General features: G+C 54.9%; 17 protein-coding genes. 8 read left to right on the top strand and 9 right to left on the bottom strand.

Annotated elements, in window-relative coordinates; genetic code table 11:
• Together glmS and AOB54_00250 are read left to right on the top strand one after the other, a co-directional pair.
• Entirely contained in the window at positions 1 to 1,857 is a 1,857-nt protein-coding gene (glmS, locus tag AOB54_00255; GenBank protein WVN41855.1) for a glutamine--fructose-6-phosphate transaminase (isomerizing), read from the top strand.
• A gap of 32 nt (positions 1,858 to 1,889) precedes the next feature.
• On the top strand, positions 1,890 to 2,315 hold the full coding sequence (locus AOB54_00250; GenBank protein ID WVN41854.1) for a universal stress protein: 426 nt from the start codon (positions 1,890 to 1,892) through the stop codon (positions 2,313 to 2,315).
• A 59-nt stretch (positions 2,316 to 2,374) separates the two neighbouring features.
• Here AOB54_00250 and AOB54_00245 read toward each other — a convergent pair whose 3' ends face one another.
• The gene (locus AOB54_00245) at positions 2,375 to 3,703 is read right to left on the bottom strand and encodes an MFS transporter (GenBank protein ID WVN41853.1); all 1,329 of its coding nucleotides are present in this window, start codon (positions 3,701 to 3,703) and stop codon (positions 2,375 to 2,377) included.
• A 76-nt stretch (positions 3,704 to 3,779) separates the two neighbouring features.
• On the opposite strand from AOB54_00245, the gene AOB54_00240 reads away from it, so the two are divergent.
• Positions 3,780 to 4,658 carry a M48 family metallopeptidase gene (locus AOB54_00240; GenBank protein ID WVN41852.1) on the top strand — a complete coding sequence of 293 codons (879 nt, stop codon included), beginning with the start codon at positions 3,780 to 3,782 and terminating at the stop codon, positions 4,656 to 4,658.
• Here AOB54_00240 and pyrE read toward each other — a convergent pair.
• Positions 4,655 to 5,347: an orotate phosphoribosyltransferase gene (pyrE, locus tag AOB54_00235; GenBank protein WVN41851.1), complete on the bottom strand. Its 693-nt coding sequence runs from the start codon at positions 5,345 to 5,347 to the stop codon at positions 4,655 to 4,657. The genes AOB54_00240 and pyrE overlap by 4 nt on opposite strands.
• A 66-nt stretch (positions 5,348 to 5,413) precedes the next feature.
• Between pyrE and AOB54_00230 the strand changes: the two genes are divergently transcribed.
• Positions 5,414 to 6,217, top strand: coding sequence for an exodeoxyribonuclease III (locus tag AOB54_00230; protein WVN41850.1), 804 nt, complete (start codon positions 5,414 to 5,416; stop codon positions 6,215 to 6,217).
• A gap of 70 nt (positions 6,218 to 6,287) precedes the next feature.
• On the opposite strand, the gene AOB54_00225 is transcribed toward AOB54_00230, so the two are convergent.
• The 7 genes from AOB54_00225 to AOB54_00195 all read right to left on the bottom strand — a co-directional run bounded on the left by AOB54_00225 (position 6,288) and on the right by AOB54_00195 (position 15,281).
• A complete protein-coding gene (locus AOB54_00225) occupies positions 6,288 to 7,967 on the bottom strand; it encodes a GMC family oxidoreductase (protein ID WVN41849.1) in 1,680 nt (559 codons plus the stop codon).
• On the bottom strand, positions 7,964 to 9,682 hold the full coding sequence (gene aceK / locus AOB54_00220; protein ID WVN41848.1) for a bifunctional isocitrate dehydrogenase kinase/phosphatase: 1,719 nt from the start codon (positions 9,680 to 9,682) through the stop codon (positions 7,964 to 7,966). Before aceK ends, AOB54_00225 begins: the two co-directional genes overlap by 4 nt.
• 53 nt (positions 9,683 to 9,735) lie before the next feature.
• Positions 9,736 to 10,857, bottom strand: a complete 1,122-nt coding sequence (rodA, locus tag AOB54_00215; protein ID WVN42834.1) for a rod shape-determining protein RodA — start codon at positions 10,855 to 10,857, stop codon at positions 9,736 to 9,738.
• A gap of 67 nt (positions 10,858 to 10,924) precedes the next feature.
• The gene (mrdA, locus tag AOB54_00210; protein ID WVN41847.1) at positions 10,925 to 12,772 is read right to left on the bottom strand and encodes a penicillin-binding protein 2; all 1,848 of its coding nucleotides are present in this window, start codon (positions 12,770 to 12,772) and stop codon (positions 10,925 to 10,927) included.
• Positions 12,773 to 12,784: 12 nt separating this feature from the next.
• Positions 12,785 to 13,291, bottom strand: coding sequence for a rod shape-determining protein MreD (gene mreD, locus AOB54_00205; protein WVN41846.1), 507 nt, complete (start codon positions 13,289 to 13,291; stop codon positions 12,785 to 12,787).
• Entirely contained in the window at positions 13,288 to 14,217 is a 930-nt protein-coding gene (mreC, locus tag AOB54_00200; GenBank protein ID WVN41845.1) for a rod shape-determining protein MreC, read from the bottom strand. Before mreC ends, mreD begins: the two co-directional genes overlap by 4 nt.
• 20 nt (positions 14,218 to 14,237) lie before the next feature.
• A complete protein-coding gene (locus AOB54_00195; protein ID WVN41844.1) occupies positions 14,238 to 15,281 on the bottom strand; it encodes a rod shape-determining protein in 1,044 nt (347 codons plus the stop codon).
• A gap of 61 nt (positions 15,282 to 15,342) precedes the next feature.
• On the opposite strand from AOB54_00195, the gene gatC reads away from it, so the two are divergent.
• The 4 genes from gatC to AOB54_00175 are packed head-to-tail and all read left to right on the top strand — an operon-like array spanning position 15,343 to position 19,621.
• The gene (gene gatC / locus AOB54_00190; GenBank protein WVN41843.1) at positions 15,343 to 15,630 is read left to right on the top strand and encodes an Asp-tRNA(Asn)/Glu-tRNA(Gln) amidotransferase subunit GatC; all 288 of its coding nucleotides are present in this window, start codon (positions 15,343 to 15,345) and stop codon (positions 15,628 to 15,630) included.
• Positions 15,627 to 17,156 carry an Asp-tRNA(Asn)/Glu-tRNA(Gln) amidotransferase subunit GatA gene (gatA, locus tag AOB54_00185; GenBank protein WVN41842.1) on the top strand — a complete coding sequence of 510 codons (1,530 nt, stop codon included), beginning with the start codon at positions 15,627 to 15,629 and terminating at the stop codon, positions 17,154 to 17,156. Before gatC ends, gatA begins: the two co-directional genes overlap by 4 nt.
• Positions 17,153 to 18,601 carry an Asp-tRNA(Asn)/Glu-tRNA(Gln) amidotransferase subunit GatB gene (gene gatB / locus AOB54_00180; GenBank protein ID WVN41841.1) on the top strand — a complete coding sequence of 483 codons (1,449 nt, stop codon included), beginning with the start codon at positions 17,153 to 17,155 and terminating at the stop codon, positions 18,599 to 18,601. Before gatA ends, gatB begins: the two co-directional genes overlap by 4 nt.
• Positions 18,602 to 18,625: 24 nt before the next feature.
• Entirely contained in the window at positions 18,626 to 19,621 is a 996-nt protein-coding gene (locus tag AOB54_00175) for an MBL fold metallo-hydrolase (protein ID WVN41840.1), read from the top strand.
• The last annotated feature ends 47 nt before the right edge of the window (positions 19,622 to 19,668 follow it).

The following is a 19,668-nucleotide window of genomic DNA, read 5'->3' as shown; positions in this document are numbered from 1 at the left end:
ATGTGTGGAATTGTTGGTGCAGTCGCCAAGTCCGCTGATGTTCGTAATATTGTTCCCGTACTGATCGAGGGATTAAAAAAACTCGAATACCGTGGCTATGACTCGGCAGGCCTTGCATTTCTTGGTAATCAAGACATTGTCCGGGTGCGCGCAGTTGGCCGGGTGGCCGAACTGGAATCTCAGACCAATCATCTGGTGGCCAATATCGGCATCGCCCACACCCGTTGGGCCACACATGGCGGTGTCACCACGGACAACGCCCACCCGCATGTCTCGGAAGCCAACGGGCTATCCGTGTGCGTGGTGCATAACGGCATCATTGAAAACCATGATGCCCTGCGCACTCAGCTGCGTGACAAAGGTTATGTGTTCACATCGCAGACCGATACCGAGGTGATTGCCCACCTGGTTCATCACTATCGAAAATCCTGCAGCAATCTAAGCCAGGCTGTGGATGCCGCCAGAAAAGAGCTTCACGGGGCCTATGCGATTGCAGTGATTTGCAATCAAGATCAGGGCCTACTCGTGGGGGCCCGCCAGGGTGCGCCACTCTTGGTTGGTCTTGGCCAAGAGGGTGCCGCAGAAAATTTTCTTGCCTCAGACACATCGGCACTGCTGCAGGTCACGCGTAACATCATTTACTTGGAAGATGGTGATCTGGTCAGCCTGACCCACAGTCAGGTCCAGCTTCTTGATCAACACAGTCGTCCGGTGACACGCGCAGCTTCTGTGAGCAGCCTGTCACTGGATGCGATTGAGCTTGGGCCGTATGCCCATTACATGCAAAAAGAAATTTTTGAGCAGCCAGGTGCCATTGCCGCCACGCTCGAAGAAGTCATTGGCGCGCAGTCAATTTCACCAGCACTATTTGGTCACCAGGCAGGGCCAATCCTGTCGCAGGTAGATCACATTTTGATATTGGCCTGCGGCACCAGCTATCACGCCGGCATGGTGGCCCGCTATTGGCTGGAATCAATTGCCAAGGTGCCCACATCTGTGGAGATTGCCAGCGAATACCGCTACCGCGACAGCGTCATGCTGCCCAACACCCTGGTGATCACCATCTCGCAGTCTGGGGAAACCGCCGATACCCTTGCAGCCCTTCACTTCACGGACCGTCCAGGCCGGCTGGCCAGCCTAGCGATTTGCAACGTTCCGGAATCATCCCTGGTGCGGGCATCGAGTCTGCGATTCTTAACGCGTGCAGGCCCTGAGATTGGCGTGGCCTCGACCAAGGCGTTTACCACCCAGCTTGCGGCGCTATTTTTGCTAACACTGGTCATTGCAAAAGCCCGCGGCAGACTGGGCGACGCCATGGAAAAACAGCTGCTTACCCAGATGCGACACCTGCCTGCGGCGATGCTCCAGATTCTGTCTGCAGAGCCTGAATTTAAGTCTTGGGCGGCACGGTTCGTTCACAAACACCACGCGCTATTTCTGGGCCGAGGCATTCATTACCCAATCGCCCTGGAGGGCGCGCTGAAATTAAAAGAAATCAGTTATATCCATGCCGAAGCTTATGCGGCTGGCGAACTGAAACATGGCCCGCTCGCCCTGGTTGATGCTGATATGCCGGTGATTGCCATTGCGCCCAACGACCAGCTGGTGGAAAAGCTCAAAAGCAATCTGCAAGAGGTCCGGGCCCGGGGTGGCGAGCTCTATATCGTGGCCGACAAGGGCTCGGGGATTTCCCCCTCCGATGGGGTCCACGTGATTTCCTTAGGGGATCATGCTGGGCCGCTATCGCCCATCCTGCACGTCATCCCGCTACAACTCTTGGCCTATCATGTGGCCCTTGCCCGGGGTAATGATGTCGACAAACCCCGGAATCTGGCCAAAAGTGTCACGGTAGAATAAAGACTTATTCGATTGATTGGGGGGTTTGAGTCATGCATATCGCTATTGCTGTTGATGGTTCCGAAAATTCGCTGCGCGCAGTCAACCATGCCATTCAGCTTGCACGGCAGCTCAAGGAAACACCAACCCTAACGCTCCTGAACGTGCACTTATCAGCACTGATTTCGCCTGTTGCCAAAGGCATTGATCGCCATCAGGTCGAGCAGTACATGGACCAGATCGCCGAAGAAGAACTTAAAGAGGCCAAAAAAACCCTGGCAGACGCGGGCATGACTGCCCAGGTCATCAAAGGCCACGGCGAGATTGCGGCCACGATTCTGGACGTGGTGAAAAAGGAAAAAGTCGACATGCTGGTCATGGGGGGCAAAGGCCGCAGCAGTATCAGCGACCTGATTCTGGGCTCGGTCACCACCAAACTTGTTAGCGTGAGCCCGATTCCCGTCTTGGTTGTAAAGTAAAGACGCCGCGACCGAGTCGCTGCCAACAAACCCGCAACTGCTTCGGCCTTGCGGGTTTTTTATTGGGACGAGGGCGTATCAGGACTAATCAGGTAACGTCGAATGGCGACCAGCATAAACAGGCCGGGCAGAGCAGCTGCAGTGGTCACCAAGAAGAAATCTGCCCAGCCCCAATCACTGGCCAAGACCCCCGCGGCGGGGCCCACCACCACACGGCCAATCGAGGCAAGAGCCGACAAGAGCGCAAACTGCGTGGCCGTAAACCGCGCATCACATAAGGTCATAAGCAAGGCGACAAAGGCTGCAGTCCCCATGCCGCCCGCCAGATTTTCTAAAAGCACCACTGCCGTCATATCCATCAGGCTTGGTGGGAAGGCGGCCAGCCACCAAAAGCCCAAATTGGTGATGGCCTGCAACACCCCAAAGCCGAGCAAGGCCTTCCACAACGGGACTCTGGCCATCAACAGGCCACCCGCCAACCCACCAACCAGGGTGGCCAAGAGCCCCACGCCTTTGTTTACAGCGCCCACCTCGGCCGGACTGAATCCCGCCCCTCGAATTAAAAACGCCGTGGAGAGACTGCCCGCAAAGGCATCGCCAAGCTTATAAAAAATAATGGTGAGCAGAATCAATATCGCGCCCTGGCGGCTGAAAAACTCTCGAAAAGGTTCGACCACTGCGGCCACCAAAGATCTTGGCGGTGTCACTTGTGTGGGCTCTGGCGCAAATATCGCAACCGTCCCAAGGGCTACACAAAAAATGGCCATCAGGCCGTAAACACCGGCAAACCCAAGATACAGGTCGGCCAGCATCAGGGCTAGGCCGCCGGAAGTCAGCATGGCCAGCCGATAGCCAATCACCGACCAGGCGGCACCAAGGCCGCGCTGCTCTGGCGCCAGAGACTCGGCACGCCAGGCATCAAAGACAATGTCGAGGCTGGCCGAGAGAATGACCAGGCAAAAGGCCAAGATTGCCAGTCCCCAGAGGCTATCGGTCGATGCCGACGGGGCCTGCTGCGACATGGCCAGCAATACAGCCGCCATCGCCAGCAACAGGGCCACGATCCAGCCCCGACGCCTGCCCGCCCAACGCCCTGCAAAAGGCAGCTGATAACGATCTAAGAGCGGGGCCCACAGAAACTTATAGGTGTAGGGCAGGCCCAGCAGTGTCAGCCAGCCCAGTGTTTTTAAATCCACGCCCTCGACGGTGAGCCAGGCCTGTAGTGTTCCCGTCGACAAGGCCAGAGGCAGGCCGCTGGCAAAGCCCAGAATCAGTGTCATCACCAACAACGATTTACGCGGCGGTGGTGTCAAACTCTTGGCGGAACTGTCGTCTTGAATCTGGTTCAAAGTAAGGGGCTTGGGTGGTTTGCGATTCGATACAGTCATGCTTGTCGGGCCATGTTTAGCCCGATACTAACGGGTGCGCCTATTGTCTTCGCTTATCGGGGTTTTTGCTTTGATCTTGTCACGCTTTTCTCGGGCCTGCGGCCTAATTGGAATTCTTGCGATCGCCAGTTTTTCTGGCTTTGCTCCGCTCGCCCACGCCCAGGAACAAGGACTCGATACGGCAGAGGGCGTTCGGGTTGAAAAACCATCCGCCTTTGCCAAACTGGTCCCCGCAGATCAGTTGGAGCGGTCCGCCCAGCAGCAGTTCGTCAAGATGAAGGCCGACGCCTCGAAGAAAAATGTCTTGGCCGACGACAACGACCCCCAGCTGATTCGACTTAAGCAGATTGCGAATCGACTCTTGCCTTACACCGCAAGGTGGAACCCAAGGGCAAATCAGTGGGCATGGGAAGTGCAACTCTTCAAATCGAACGCCATCAATGCTTTTTGTATGCCAGGCGGAAAGATCGGGTTTTACGCTGGCATCCTTGAAAAACTACAACTCACCGATGATGAAGTGGCCATGATCATGGGCCATGAGATGGCCCATGCGCTGCGTGAACATTCCCGGGCTCAGCTTGCCAAAAACCAAGTCACTGGAATTGGGGCTGGCTTACTGTCATCGTTACTTGGCTTTGGTGAAGTCGGACGGACAGTGATGGACTATGGTGCTCAGCTCACCATTTTGAAATTTTCACGCGACGATGAAAGCGAGGCAGATTTAATCGGTATGGATATCGCTGCCCGGGGTGGATTTGATCCCCGATCTGGCGTGACCCTGTGGAGAAAAATGTCGGCAGCCTCGAAAAATGCACCGCCCCAATGGCTCTCCACCCACCCATCCGGCAATAGTCGCATTCGCGACATTGAACGCAACCTGGATCAGGTACTACCACTGTATGCCCGAGCGATCGGGAAAACCATCGACACCCTGCCGCCCGGCCCTGTCTTTTAAATCACGCCCCATTGTTGGCGGTAGTCACTTACGGCCGCTTTGTAATGGGCAAGCTCGGAATCCTTGCTCGATTCTAAGAACTGCATCAGGCCCGTTAAATTGGCAATGGCAATCACCGGAATGCCGTAGAGATCTTGCACTTCTTGAACTGCCGACCGATCAGTGGGAGCGGCCGCTGTTCCCCCGCGTTCCATTCGATCCAGGGCAATCAAGACACCTGCAGGCGTTGCCCCTTGGCCACGAATAATTTCCACTGATTCGCGGACTGACGTGCCCGCCGAAATCACATCGTCAATGATGAGCACGCGGCCCTTGAGCTCGGCGCCCACCACCACACCGCCTTCCCCATGATCTTTTGCTTCTTTGCGGTTATAGGCAAAACCAATGTCCCGGCCTGACTGTGCCAGGGCCACAGCAGTTGCGCTGGCCAAGGTAATGCCCTTATAAGCAGGCCCAAACAACATGTCGGCCTGCAGCCGGCCATCGAACTCAGCCGCCAGAAATGTCTTGGCATAAAAGCCCGCAAGACTGCCCAGGGTGCCGCCGTGGTGAAACAGGCCAGCATTGAAAAAATAAGGCGATTGCCGGCCTGCCTTGGTCACGAAATTTCCAAAACGCAAGACACCGGCATCAATGGCAAACCGGATAAATTCCTGGTCTGTGGACGGGGTTAAAGGGGGCTTAGACATGATGCGAGACAATATACCTTAGGTTTAAATTTCCAATCATTCTCTATCCATCTGGAGCCCATCGCTGTGCGCATCATATCGCTCAACCTCAATGGCATCCGATCAGCGGCCAACAAAGGCGCCCTGCACTGGCTCGGCGGCCAACATGCCGACGTCATCTGTGTTCAGGAGTTAAAAGCGCAGGAATCCGATTTGACCGATGTGCATTTGTCCATCGTCCATAACGATCGGGATCTAAAGGGGCACTTCTACGCTGCCCAAAAGAAAGGCTACAGCGGCGTGGGGCTCTACAGCGGGCTTACGCCAACCCGTGTCATTCGGGGGTTTGGTGTTGAAGAGTTTGACAACGAGGGGCGAGTGTTGCGGGCTGATTTTGATCAAGCCGCAACCCCACTGTCAGTGGTGAGTGTCTACCTGCCATCGGGGTCGGCGTCAGAAGAGCGGCAGGCCTCGAAGTTTCGATTTCTGGATGCTTTTTTGCCGGTGCTAAAGGAGTGGTTTGCTGAGCACCAAAAAGATGGCCGTGAATTTGTGATCTGCGGGGACTGGAATATCGCCCACAAGGAAATCGACTTAAAGAATTGGAAAGGCAATCTGAAAAATTCTGGCTTCTTGCCCGAAGAGCGTGCCTGGTTCACCACCGTGTTTGACGAGATTGGCTGGGTGGACGTCTTTCGACAGCTGGACCCACGCCCAGATCAATACACCTGGTGGAGCCAGCGTGGCCAGGCCCGGGCAAACAATGTTGGCTGGCGCATCGACTATCAAATTGCAACACCGGGCATTGCGAAATTGGCCAAGGCGACCTTTATCCACACGGCTGATCGATTTTCCGATCATGCGCCGCTCGTCATTGACTACGCGACCTAAAATCAAGCGACTTCAGTGGTGCTGCTGATTCGGCGCTAAAAACACGGCTTAGATACGGTGCGAAAGTTTCTTAGTCACGTTCAGCGCAAATCGTTCGGGCGGCCTGCTCGGCAATCAACATCACCGGGGCGTTGGTATTGCCCGAAGTGATCGTGGGCATGGCCGAGGCATCCACCACCCGCAACCGCGCCACACCGCGCAGCCGAAGCGCGCTATCTAAGACCGTGCCGGGGTGATCGGGTCGGCCAGCATCATCTACTTTGCCCATAGCGCAGGTGCCCACTGGGTGAAAGATGGTGGTGCCGAGTTCTTTGGCAGCACTTTGTAACTCGCTATCGCTCTGTAAAGCCACACCGGGTAAAACTTCCTCTGGTGCAAAGGCCGCTAGTGCCCTGCTTTGCATGATGCGTCGCGTAGCCCGCAGCCCCGCAACCGCCACCTGAAGATCGTCTTCGGTCGATAAATAATTACAAAAAATCTTCGGCGAAGCCATAGGGTCCGGATGGGCAGGGCGAACCCAACCCCGCGAACTGGGCCGAAGATTGCAGACACTCGGTGTGATTGCATTAAACGGATGCAGGGGTTCTCCGAACTTAGGTAAGGACAACGGCTGCACATGCCATTCCATATTGGGCGTCATCTGACTGGAATCACTTTTGGCAAAGGCCCCAAGAGTAGATGGCGGCATGGTCATTGGGCCAGATCGAAACAGGGCATATTGCAGCCCCATACCCAAGCGGGTGAACCAGTTGCGATACAGCGTATTCACGGTCTTGCAATTCTGTACCTTGTAAACCGTGCGAATCTGTAAATGGTCTTGCAGATTTTCCCCAACACCGGGCAGATCATGGGTTGGTGATATGCCGGCTGCGGATAGCACCCGGGCAGGGCCAATGCCTGAGACCTGAAGCAAATGAGGCGAACTCACCGCGCCCGCCGCCAGAATCACTTGGTCGCGGGCGCTAACCAATTGGCGCGACCCGTTATGAAGAATCTCAAGGCCAGTGATCTCTAAGCTGGCATTGGCCCAGGCCTGCTTTTGATAGCGCGGTTGATTGCGCGTGAACTCGGAAATAGGTGCGGTGATTAATCTCAGCACCTGGGCCTGAGTCAAGACAGTGAGATTTTTGCGGTGACGAATCGGGTGCAAAAACGCATCGGCCATCGACCAGCGCACGCCACGCTTTTGAGTCATCTGAAAATAGGCGCAGCCAAAATTGTCCCCGCGATTGAATTCATCGATCGATGGAATTCCTTGGTCTTGGGCGGCCTGACGCCAAGCATCCAGAATTTCCCAACGAACACGCGGTGCCTCGACACGCATCTCGCCGCCACGACCATGCCAAGCGTTTTCCCCGCCAAAATAGTCCTCTAGTGACTTATAGATCTCCAGAGACTGATTCCAGTTCCAGCGTACATCCCCCGTGGCGGACACCCAGCGATCATAATCACTGGCCTGGCCCCGCATGTAAATCATGGCGTTGATCGAGGAGCAGCCACCAATCACACGGCCGCGGGCATAGTGAATCGAACGATGGTTCAAGCCCGGATCCGGCTCGGTCTTAAAACACCAATCTGTACGGGGATTGGCAATCGTAAACAAATACCCCACAGGGATTTTTATCCAGAGCCAGTCATCTTCACCACCAGCCTCGATCAACAAGACCTGATGGCTAGGGTCTGCCGACAGACGATTGGCCAAAAGACACCCAGCGCTACCAGCGCCAACAATCACCGTATCAAATTTCATTGTTGGTAATGTAAAAACCGCAATGACTCTGCATAGGGGTAGACGTCATCCAAAATGCCTTGTTTAATTCGCTCCTGCTGGGCAGCCCAATACTCTGGCGTTAATAAATCAGCGTGGTAACGCATAAACGCCTGCCGCAGCCGGGGCTGGCCCAATAAAAAAGTCTCAAATTCTTCCGGAAAGACATCGTTGGGCCCAATGGTGTACCAGGGCTCCGAGGCCATTTCATCCTCCGGCGTGCGCGGCGGCGGAATGCGGCGGAAATTGCACTCCGTTAGATACTGAATTTCGTCATAGTCGTAAAACACCACCCGCCGCTGACGGGTCATGCCAAAGTTTTTATAAAGCATGTCGCCCGGGAAAATGTTGGCGGCAACCAGCTGCTTAATCGAGTCGCCATATTCTTTGATTGCCTGGTCCACTTCAGTCTCTGTGGCGTGTTCCAAATATAAATTCAGCGGCACCATGCGCCGCTCAATATAGAGGTGCTTGAGTACCACCCGACCGCCCACTTCGGTCACCATGCTGGGCGCAACCTCACGAATCTCATCCAACAAACTGGGTTCGAATCGATCCCGTGGAAAGTCCACATTGGAGTACTCCCAGGTGTCTGCCATGCGGCCCGCCCGGTCGTGGACCTTTACCAGCTGATACTTCGATTCAATATGTTCCCGGGTCACGTCTTTATTGCGTTTGTCTTTAATCAGCTTAAATACATATGGAAAAGACGGCAGGGTGAACACCAACATCACCAGGCCTTTGATGCCATCGGCAATTCGGAATCGATCGTGAGAGTTCTTTAAATGCAGTAGAAAATCACGATAAAACAAGGTCTTGCCCTGCTTATGTAGCCCCAGCATGGTGTAGAGCTCACTCTTGGCTTTGTTCGGCATGAGTGTGCGCAAAAACTGCACATAGGCCGATGGCACTTCCATATCCACCATGAAATACGATCGAGCAAAGGAAAACAACACCGAAATCTGCTGGGGTTCAAATAGCGCGGTATCGATATAAAGCCTGCCATCGTCGTTGCGCAAGATGGCCGCTGCAAAGGGGATCGGATCGCCGTCATTGACAATGCGGCCAATCAAATAAGCCCCCTTATTGCGGAAAAACAAAGACCGCAATACATGGACTTGCAAATCGCTTTGCGAATGCCAGGGCCGCTCAAGCCGCTCGCAAATCGCGCGTCGCACAAAACGCAAATCACGAGAGATGTCATCCCATGGGCAGGCAAGGCCGGTGTCCACAGCAATATCAAGCAGCGTTTGCTTTAGCCCTCGTTGCTTGGGGTAATAAATTCGGTACGAGGGGGGGTCAGAATCGAGATATTCGGTGGAGACCTGTGGCCGCACAAACAAAATGTCATTTCGAAAATATTCTCGGTTCAACAGCTTGGTTGTGACAGAGTTAAAAAAAGTCTCGGCAAGCTCCGGCTGGCGATGGTCGATGATGAGCAGGGTAAAGGCCCGTTTCACTTCTTTCCAAAAATTGCCCGATAGGGTGTTTTCCCCCAGCTCAAGCTTCATCCGATCATAGGCCTCGCGTACCCGCAGATCATAAAAAGCGATCCGTTCACGGGCGAGTCGGCGAATGCCGTGATAGTTGCCCGACTCAAAACATTGCTTGGCCTGCTGGGCGTTATAGCGAAAAAGTCCGTAGTGCCGATCAAACCCACTCAAAATGGTTTTTGCAGCTGCCATGGGCTGGCCCATGCTGTTCTCCCCTAATCTGATCGTTAGCGAACGGCTTCGTGCCGCTTGTGAAACTATTGTCGCTGTAGAACGAAGCCTTGCACAGTCTGGGAACGGGTTCTGGCAATGCTGAGCAAAATGCCAGCACCAAAGCCCAAGGTCACCATGGCGGTTCCCCCGTAAGACATCCAGGGCAGAGGCACTCCCACCACCGGCAAGATGCCGGTAACCATGCCCATGTTGACAAAAGCGTAGTTGAAGATGGTCAGTGAAATTGCGCCTGCCAGTAGCCTGGAAAAGAGTGTTGGTGCGCCAATGGCAATCCACAGGCCCCGCAGAATCAGGCCCGCATAAAGTGCCAGCAACAAGATATTGCCCAAGAGCCCAAACTCTTCGGAATAGGCCGCAAAAATAAAGTCGGTGGTCCGCTCGGGAATAAACTCCAAATGGGTCTGGGTGCCCTGCATCCAGCCCTTACCAAAAAGCCCCCCGGACCCAACCGCGATGACCGACTGAATAATGTGAAATCCCTTGCCCAAGGGGTCCCGCATGGGATCAATCAATGTACAGACCCGTTGCCGCTGATACTCGCGCAGGCCTGGCCAAGCCACACCGTCGGCACAGACCGCATCACCAAAAATAATCAGCCCAATGATGCCAATCACGGCCGCCCCCAACACCACAAACACCAGTCGCCAAGACAGCCCAGCAAAAAAGAGCACGAATAGGCCTGCCGCAAATACCAACATTGCCGTGCCAAGATCTGGCTGGGCCAAAATGAAGGCGGTGGGAATGAGCAGTAAAAGCAGTGCAATCAACCACTGACGGATATTTTTCAAGCCCTCATACCGGTGCACCAGCCAAGCCAACATCAGTGGCATGGCAATTTTCATTAATTCAGAGGGCTGAATTCGGGTGATGCCGATATTGAGCCAACGGCGGGCCCCCTTCGATGTGTCACCAGCAACGGCTACCGCAAGAAGTAACAACACGCCCAATACAAACAAGGGCACTGCAACGCGTTGCAGTTGTGTGGGCGACACATAGGCCACTGCCCACATGATCACAAAGGCCAATAATAAGTTGCGCAGATGGTCCAGAAAGCGGCCCTGAAAGTCATACCCTGCGCTATACACAATTAAGCAAGACAGGGCAGCCACACCGAAAAACAGGCTGATAAAAGGTCCGTCCAACACTGAGAACAAGCGCCGCAGGCTCAGCCACCAGCCAATTGGGCCGCCGGGTGTGGGGCGCACAGATCGATCAGCGGCCACTGTTGGCTCCTGGTTTCTTTAAAAGAACATGATCAAATACCTGCCGCGCAATTGGCGCGGCCGCTGCAGCACCAAATCCACCGTTTTCGACAATCAAGGCGACTGCCACTTTGGGCTGTTCCGCAGGGGCGAATGCCACGTATAAAGAGTGGTCCCGAAATCTTTCGGCAACTCTAGCTGCGTTATATTTTTCGTTCTGACCAATACTCACCACTTGGGCCGTGCCTGTTTTGCCAGCAACCGAATACGGTGCGCCTGCAAATACCCGAGCACCGGTGCCGGATTTATTGACCTCGACCATGGCATCAATCACCAAATCCAGGGCCTGTTGACTAACCGGTAGGGTGCGAACAATCTCGGGCTCGGTTTTTTTTACTAGACCTGTATTGGGGTCATCAATCGACTGAACAATTCGTGGCCGCATCATCACGCCGCGATTGGCTAGCGTGGCAGTCGCATTGGCCAGCTGCAAAATGGAAAACGAGTTGTAACCCTGTCCAATTCCAATCGACATGTTTTCCCCGGGCAGCCACGGCTGTTTAAACCGCTCTTCTTTCCACTTAGAGGAGGGCAAAATCCCCGAGGCCTCGCCAATCAAATCAATCCCCGTTTTCTGACCAAAACCCCACGGCCGGATGTACTCATGGATCAGGTCCACGCCCATGTCGCGGGCCAAAATGTAATAGTAAGTATCGCTTGAGACCACAATTGATTTTTTCAAATCAACAATGCCATTGCCGTTTGGATTGCTGTCACGAAACCTGTGGTTACCAAACATAAAATAGCCCGGGTCGTTAATGGTGTCCTCTGGCTTACGTTTGCCCGACTCCAATGCAGCGATTGCCATAAAGGGCTTATAGGTGGACCCCGGCGGATACGTGCCCCGTAACGGGCGATTTAAAAGCGGCTTATCGGGTGAATTGTTTAGGCTATCCCAGGTGGCCGCATCAATGCCGTCGATGAACAAGGCGGGGTTAAAGTTTGGCATCGACACATAGGCCAAGACCTCACCGGTGCTGGGCTCCAGTGCGACCAAGGCCCCACGTCGATTACCGTAGGCCTGTTCAATCGTCCGTTGCAGCTCTCCATCAATCGAGAGTCTCAGGTTTTTCCCTGGAATTGGCAGTCGGCGCTCCAGGCTTCTGACCATGCGACCGCCTGCTGTAATTTCCATGCGATCAAAGCCTGTTCGGCCGCGAAGTTCCGCCTCGTAAGACTGCTCAAGGCCGAGCTTGCCAATGTGCGATGTGCCAAAGTAACTCGATGCCTGATCTGTCTGCTCTAAACGCTCGCGGTCGGATTTCGAAATGCGGCCAATATGGCCAAGCAGATGAGACGATGAGTCGTTATGAGGATAAAAACGGATGGAGCGGACATTGACTGAAACGCCCGGCAAGCGATGTAAATGCACCACGACTTTAGCCACTTCGGCATCGTTCATAATCGGCCTTAGCGGAATCGAGTCAAACCGCCGCAGCTCCCCCTTTAATCGCCGAAAGCGCCGCAGATCCAATTCATCAATTTTGATCAACGTGCCCAAAAACGCCAGAGTCTCTTCAAGATCGGGCACCTTGTGGGGCTCAATTTCTAACGCAAATGCAGACGTGTTACGGGCAATGATTTGACCATGTCGATCAAAAATTTCCCCGCGAGGTGCCTGCACCGGCAGCAATGCCACCCGATTGTCCTCAGACAAGGCATGGAAATCAAAATATCGCCAAATCTGCAGATAGGCAAAGCGCAGCAACAGCACCCCGAACAGCACCAAGACCAAAAGCGCCATAAACGAGGCGCGCACCCGAAAGTCGCTGGACGTATTCGAGCGAAAGTCATTCATGATCGGATCGCCCTATCGCCCGATTGCTGCGGTTGAGTCACGTGCGCGATTCAACCGGCTCAGCACTAGATTGGTGAGCGGTATCCAAAGAATCGCGGTGAGCACGGGGGCAAAGAAAAACACCCAAGAAGGCGCTACGCCCGAGAAAAATACGTTAACAAGCGTCACAGCAACATTGGCCAACAAAAATAATGGAAATAGCTGCAAGGCCTGAGCGGGAACGGAATACCAAAGCAAACGCCGATGCATTGCAATGGCCCCATAAGACAGCAATGAATAGACCAAGGCATGCTGCCCTAGCAGCGCGCCCGAGTGAACGTCCATCACAATGCCTAATAACCACGCCAAAGCGATTCCCACCCGGCGCGGCTGAAAGACATTCCAAAACACCAAAACTAACGCCAAAAATTCAGGCATTGGCCAGCTACCCCAGGGCAACATCTCCAACACCAAGGCCACCACAAACGATGCGGTGATCATGGCAGTCGAGGGTGTTCTACCCAGTATGGTGCGTCTCATTTTTTCAAAGTGCCTGTTGTTGTGGCTGCGGGCTTTTTGCCAGCCGGCTGGGCCTTATCCAAGTCCCTGGGTGCGGGCGGAATCAGGCTTGCATCCACCATGATCACCAGCACATGTCGCAAAGTGCCCACCGGCGCAACAGGCGCGGACAAGACATTTGAAAACTGCCCGCTACCCGCGCGTTTTACGCGACTGACCTTGGCCACGGGCAGCCCCGGTGGATAAAGGCCGTCTAAGCCAGAGGTCACCAAAATATCACCCGGTTCGACCTCTGCATTGATATTCAAATAGCGCAGTTCCACCTGCTGCCCATCACCAGCGCCGACTGCTACGGTTCTTGAGCTTGAGCGCGGCAAACTCACTGGAATCACCAAAGAAGGGTCGGTGACTAAAGAGACCTCTGCCGTGATGGGGGAGACACGCACCACCTGGCCGACAACGCCTTGGGCGTTGATCACAGGATGGCCTGGTGCAATACCGTGCTGACTGCCGCGATCAATCACCACACGGCTACTGAATGCATCGCGCATCTCGTGACTAATTTCTGCCACGAGTGTCTTTTGTTTAACGGCTTTACGCAGATCTAAAAGCCCCCGCAGGCCCTCGTTTTCTGCGCGTAACTGTTCAATCTGTAACAACTGATCAGCAGTTTGCACCTCGCGTTGTGCAAGGACATTCTGCCGATCTACCGTTGAGACAATCACACCTGCATAGTCGCCAAGCCAAGAAAAAGCTGCGCGGGGTGCCAACAAAACTTGCTCAATTGGATACAGAACAACGCTGAGCCCCTGACGAAGGGGTTTAAGCAGGCTAAAGTGCAGGTCTACATAAATCAAGGCCGCTGCAGCACTGACTGCTATCAGCAGCTGAAAACGCGCAGAGAGGCCTTGTTTAAAAAGCGGTGGCGGGCTTTGAGAGAGTGCCATATTACGTAATGGCGCTCCCTTTATTCATGTGCAAAAACGTCCCGGTACTCGTCAATACGATCGAGTGCCGCACCGCAGCCGCGCACCACACACGACAACGGGTCTTCTGCCACGTAAACTGGCAGACCGGTTTCTTCGCTTAGCAGTCGATTAAGATCGCGCAGCAGGGCCCCGCCGCCAGTCAGGATCAGGCCGCGCTCGGCGATATCTGCCGCCAATTCAGGCGGTGTCTGCTCTAGCGCATTTTTGATGGCAACGACAATTTGATTCAAAGGCTCTGACAGGGCTTCGAGAATTTCATTGCTCGACACCGTAAAGGTGCGCGGAATACCTTCGCTAAGATTGCGGCCACGGACTTCCATTTCGCGAATTTCACTGCCAGGAAATGCAGAACCAATTTGTTTTTTGATCATTTCTGCAGTCTGCTCGCCAATCAGCATGCCAAAGTTGCGGCGAATGTAATTGATGATGGCTTCATCAAACTTGTCACCACCAACGCGCACACTGCCTGCGTACACCAAGCCACCCAATGAGATCACGCCCACTTCGGTCGTGCCACCGCCAATGTCCACCACCATGGCGCCGTGGGGCTCAGACACGGGCAGCCCCGCACCCAGTGCGGCAGCCATCGGCTCTTCAATTAAAAAGACCTGGCTTGAGCCAGCCGACAATGCGGACTCACGAATAGCGCGACGCTCGACCTGAGTGGAGCCACAGGGAACACAAATGATCACGCGGGGGCTTGGAGAAAAAAACTTTTTTTCTAGAACCGTACGAATGAACTGCTTGAGCATCTGCTCCGTGACCGTGAAATCTGCAATCACGCCGTCTTTCATCGGGCGAATAGCCTCGATGTTGCCGGGGACTTTGCCCAACATTTGTTTGGCCTTCAGGCCCACGGCCTCGATGACTTTTTTGCCGCTATTGCCGCCCTCTTGGCGGATGGCAACGACCGACGGCTCGTCCAGCACAATGCCTTTGCCGCGGACATAAATCAGGGTATTGGCCGTGCCAAGGTCAATGGCGATGTCTTGAGAGAAGTAATTTCGAAAGAATCCGAACATGAGGAACCTGCCTTAAAAGAAAAGGATAATAAAGCACAACGACAACCAAAATTTTCCGGCCGTGGACCTCGAATCTAAAGACCTTCAAAAGCTTGCCCGACTCTCCCGACTCGCCATCTCCGAGGAGGAGCAGCGAGACGTTCTCCCCGCCTTGGCCTCAATTCTGAATTGGGTGGGGGAGCTCTCCAATGCCCCAACTCAGGGCGTGGCGCCCATGGCCCATCCCCATGATGTGGCCCTGAGGCTTCGGGATGATGTGGCCGAGCCCCTGCCACCCCGCGAGACCCTGATGCAAAACGCGCCACAATCCGCAGCAGGCCTGTTTATCGTGCCCAGGGTGGTGGAATGACGGCCCCATTTCAGCCCTATTCCGATCTGGCCAGCCTGGCCAAGGCCCTGGCCAGCCGGCAATGCAGCGCCGTTGAGCTGGCCGAAGCCTATCTGGCTCGTATTCAGTCAGACACCACCAACTCGTTCTTGGCCGTTGACCCTGATGTGACCTTGGCCCAGGCCAAGGCCGCCCAGGCTCGGCTTGATCAGGGGCAAGAGAAGGCGAACTCAGCATTTTCGCTGGTTGGCCTGCCAGTTGCCCACAAGGACATCTTCGTTACCCGTGACTGGCCAACCACGGCCAGTTCCAAGATCTTGGCGGGCTATCGCAGCCCGTTTGATGCCACCGTGGTTGAGCGGCTCACTCATGCGGGCATGGTGGGGCTTGGAAAACTCAACTGTGATGAGTTCGCCATGGGTTCGGGCAACACCTATTCGGCCTATGGCCCAGTACGAAATCCCTGGGACCCCAAGGCCGTGCCTGGGGGCTCATCTGGTGGCTCTGCAGCGGCTGTGGCCGCAGGCCTTGCCCCAGCGGCTACCGGCACCGACACCGGTGGTTCGATCCGCCAGCCTTCTTCAATGTGTGCACTTACTGGCATCAAACCAACCTACGGTCGGGCCTCTCGATGGGGAATGATTGCCTATGCCTCGAGCCTAGACCAGGCCGGCCCGATGGCCAGAACCGCCTTGGACTGTGCCGTGCTGCTATCGGCGATGTGTGGCTTTGACCCCAAAGACGCCACCAGCCTAGAAATGGCCCCCGAAGACTTTGCTTTGGGCATTGCCGAGCCCATCGCATCGGGCGGGGCGACTACGCCGCTGGCTGGACTACGGATTGGGCTGCCCCAGGAATTCTTTGCCGAGGGCTTGAGCGATGAGGTTCGATCTGCGATTCATTCAGCGATCAAAGCACTTGAGCGGCTCGGCGCCACCACCGTCCCGGTGAGCCTGCCCAGAACCGCCTTGAGCATTCCGGCCTATTACGTGATCGCACCTGCCGAAGCTTCGAGCAATCTCAGCCGGTTCGATGGCGTCCGGTTTGGTCACCGGGCAGCCAACCCCAAAGACCTTCAGGATCTCTATTGCCGCTCGCGAGCCGAAGGTTTTGGTAAAGAAGTCCGCCGCCGGATTCTGATTGGCACCTTTGTGCTCTCCCACGGTTATTACGACGCCTATTACATCCAGGCCCAGCGGGTGCGACGCCTGGTGGCCCAGGACTTTGATGCGGCCTTTACCCAGTGTGATGTGATCGCTGGGCCAGTGGCGCCCACGGTCGCCTGGGACATTGACCGACAACATAGCGACCCCCTGCAGGAATATCTGGCCGACATCTATACCCTCGGTGCAAACCTGGCCGGCCTTCCAGCGATGTCGATTCCTTGCGGTTTTGGTCAGGGTCAACACGCAAGACGGCCCGTGGGATTACAGCTCATTGGGCCTCGCTTTAAGGAAGCACATCTCTTAAAAGTTGCCCACCAATTCCAGCAGGCGAGTGATTGGCACACCAAAACCCCCGAGATGGCGGCAGGAGGTGCGGTATGAACTGGGAAATCGTGATCGGCTTGGAGTGTCATGTTCAACTCAAGACCAAGTCCAAAATCTTTTCGCCGGCATCCACACAGTTTGGCGCTGCACCCAACACCCAGGCCCATATGGTGGATATGGCGCTGCCCGGGGTGCTGCCCGTGATGAATCGCGAGGCAGCCGCCTGCGCCATTCGATTCGGTCTGGCCATCGGCGCCAAGATTGCGCCCACATCTATCTTTGCCCGCAAGAATTATTTCTATCCTGATCTGCCAAAGGGCTATCAGATCAGCCAGTACGAAATCCCCGTGGTGCAGGGTGGCACGATCACCATCGTGACCGAGCAGGGTATGAAGACGATTGAATTGACTCGGGCACACCTTGAAGAAGACGCGGGCAAATCCATTCATGAAGGCATTGAGGGTCTACCCACTGGCTGCTCTGGCATTGACTTGAATCGGGCCGGCACACCACTGCTTGAGATTGTGAGTGAGCCCGTCATGCGTTCGGCAAAAGAAGCGGCTGCCTATGCAAAAGCGCTACACAGCCTTGTCACCTGGATCGGCATTTGTGATGGCAATCTGCAAGAGGGTTCTTTCCGGGTGGACGCCAACGTATCTGTGCGCCCCATGGGCCAACAAGAATTTGGTACCCGCTGCGAAATTAAGAATCTGAATTCATTTCGCTTTTTAGAAAAAGCCATTGAAGTCGAGGCAAGACGACAGATTGAATTGATTGAAGACGGCGGCAAGGTTGTTCAAGAAACACGGCTGTTCGACCCGGACCGTGAGGAAACACGGGCCATGCGCTCTAAGGAAGACGCCCACGATTACCGTTACTTCCCCGATCCCGACTTGCCGCCACTGGTGATTTCGCAAGACTGGATTGATCAAATCCGTGCAGAAATGCCAGAACTGCCGCAAGGCCTGCGTGAGCGTCTGACCCGCGACTATGGCCTGTCGGACTATGATGCATCGATGGTTGCGGCAAGCCGTGACAGTGCCGATTATTTTTTTGCGGTGTTGGCTGCTGAAAAGGTCGACCCGAAGCTGGTTGCCAACTGGATGATGGGTGAGCTCGCCACGCAGCTCAACCGTGATGGCATTGAGATCGCTGCATCGCGTGTATCGGCAGCACAGCTTGCCGGGGTGATTGCCCGCGTGGCCGATGGCACCGTCAGCAACAAGATTGGCCGCGAAGTCTTTAACGCCATTTGGCAAGGCGAATTCGAGTCTGCCGATGCCGCCATCGACGCCAAAGGCCTGCGGCAGATTCAAGACACCGGGCTGATTGCTAGTCTTGTCGATCAGGTCATTGCCGCCAATCCAAAAATGGTGGATGAATTTAAAGCCGGAAAAGAAAAGGCCATGAATGCCTTAGTAGGTCAGGTCATGAAAAAATCTCAAGGCAAGGCCAACCCACAACAGGTGACTGACCTGGTGAAAGCAAGGCTGTCGTCCTAATTCTTTATCAAGAAACCATCCATCATGACCTTTCCCACGTCCCACCATCAGCATGCCCAAGCCCCCTTGATCACGCCAGTACTTCGAAACTTTGACAACGGTATTTACGCCATTGATTCCGGGTATTTCCGAGATGAGTTCGACGCAGTGCACCTTGTTGTTGAGCAGGGCCGTGTGGCAATTATTGACACCTCGACCAAGTACGCTGCACCGCGGGTCATTGAATCGATTCGTGCGCTGGGTCTTGGCCCTGAGCATGTTGATTGGATTGTTTTGACCCACGTGCACTTGGATCATGCGGGCGGTGCGGGCGAGTTAATGCGGCTGTGCCCCAATGCGCGGCTCACTGTTCATCCGCGGGGAACACGGCATATGGTGGATCCATCCAAACTCTGGGCCGCCGTCTGCGATGTCTATGGGCAGGAGATGGCCGTTCGTGAATACGGTGGCCTCGAACCAATTCCGCAAGATCGAATTTTGGAAACCCCAGAGGGCGCCACGATTTCGCTTGCTGGCCGGGTATTTGAATTCTGGGACTCCCCGGGCCACGCCAAACACCATGTGTATATCCGTGACACCAAGACCAATAGCTTTTTCACGGGCGACACCTTTGGCATCTCCTATCGCGACTTCGACACCGCCAACGGGGCCTATATTTTTGTGACCTCGTCGCCCTCACAGTTTTCCCCCGATGAGTTGGGCCCGACGATTCGACGGCTATTGGCCGCAAAGCCGCCGGCTGTTTATCTAACGCACTACGCCCAGGTCTGCGATGTCGGCCGGCATGGTGATTTTTTACTTCGACAGACCGACCAATACGCCGAAATTGGTCTTCGCCATCGGGGGGCAGGGCCTGATCGTGCGAGTCTGATTCGCCAAGATCTCGCCGGGTTGATGCTCTCACAGCTGAAGGATCACGGTGTGGCCTTAACGCAGGCCCAATGCTTAGAGGTGCTGGATCTTGATTTGAAACTCAACAGCGACGGCCTGGTCTGCTGGCTTGATACGCTAAAAAATTAAGCTTGATGCAAGAGGGGTAAAGAATTGCCCCTCGCGACACAAGCCTC

This window comes from beta proteobacterium MWH-UniP1 (assembly GCA_036362785.1).
Lineage (GTDB): Bacteria > Pseudomonadota > Gammaproteobacteria > Burkholderiales > Burkholderiaceae_A > Lacustribacter.
The sequence above is the reverse complement of the archived record's forward strand: the minus strand, read 5'-3'. Positions and strand labels throughout refer to the sequence as shown.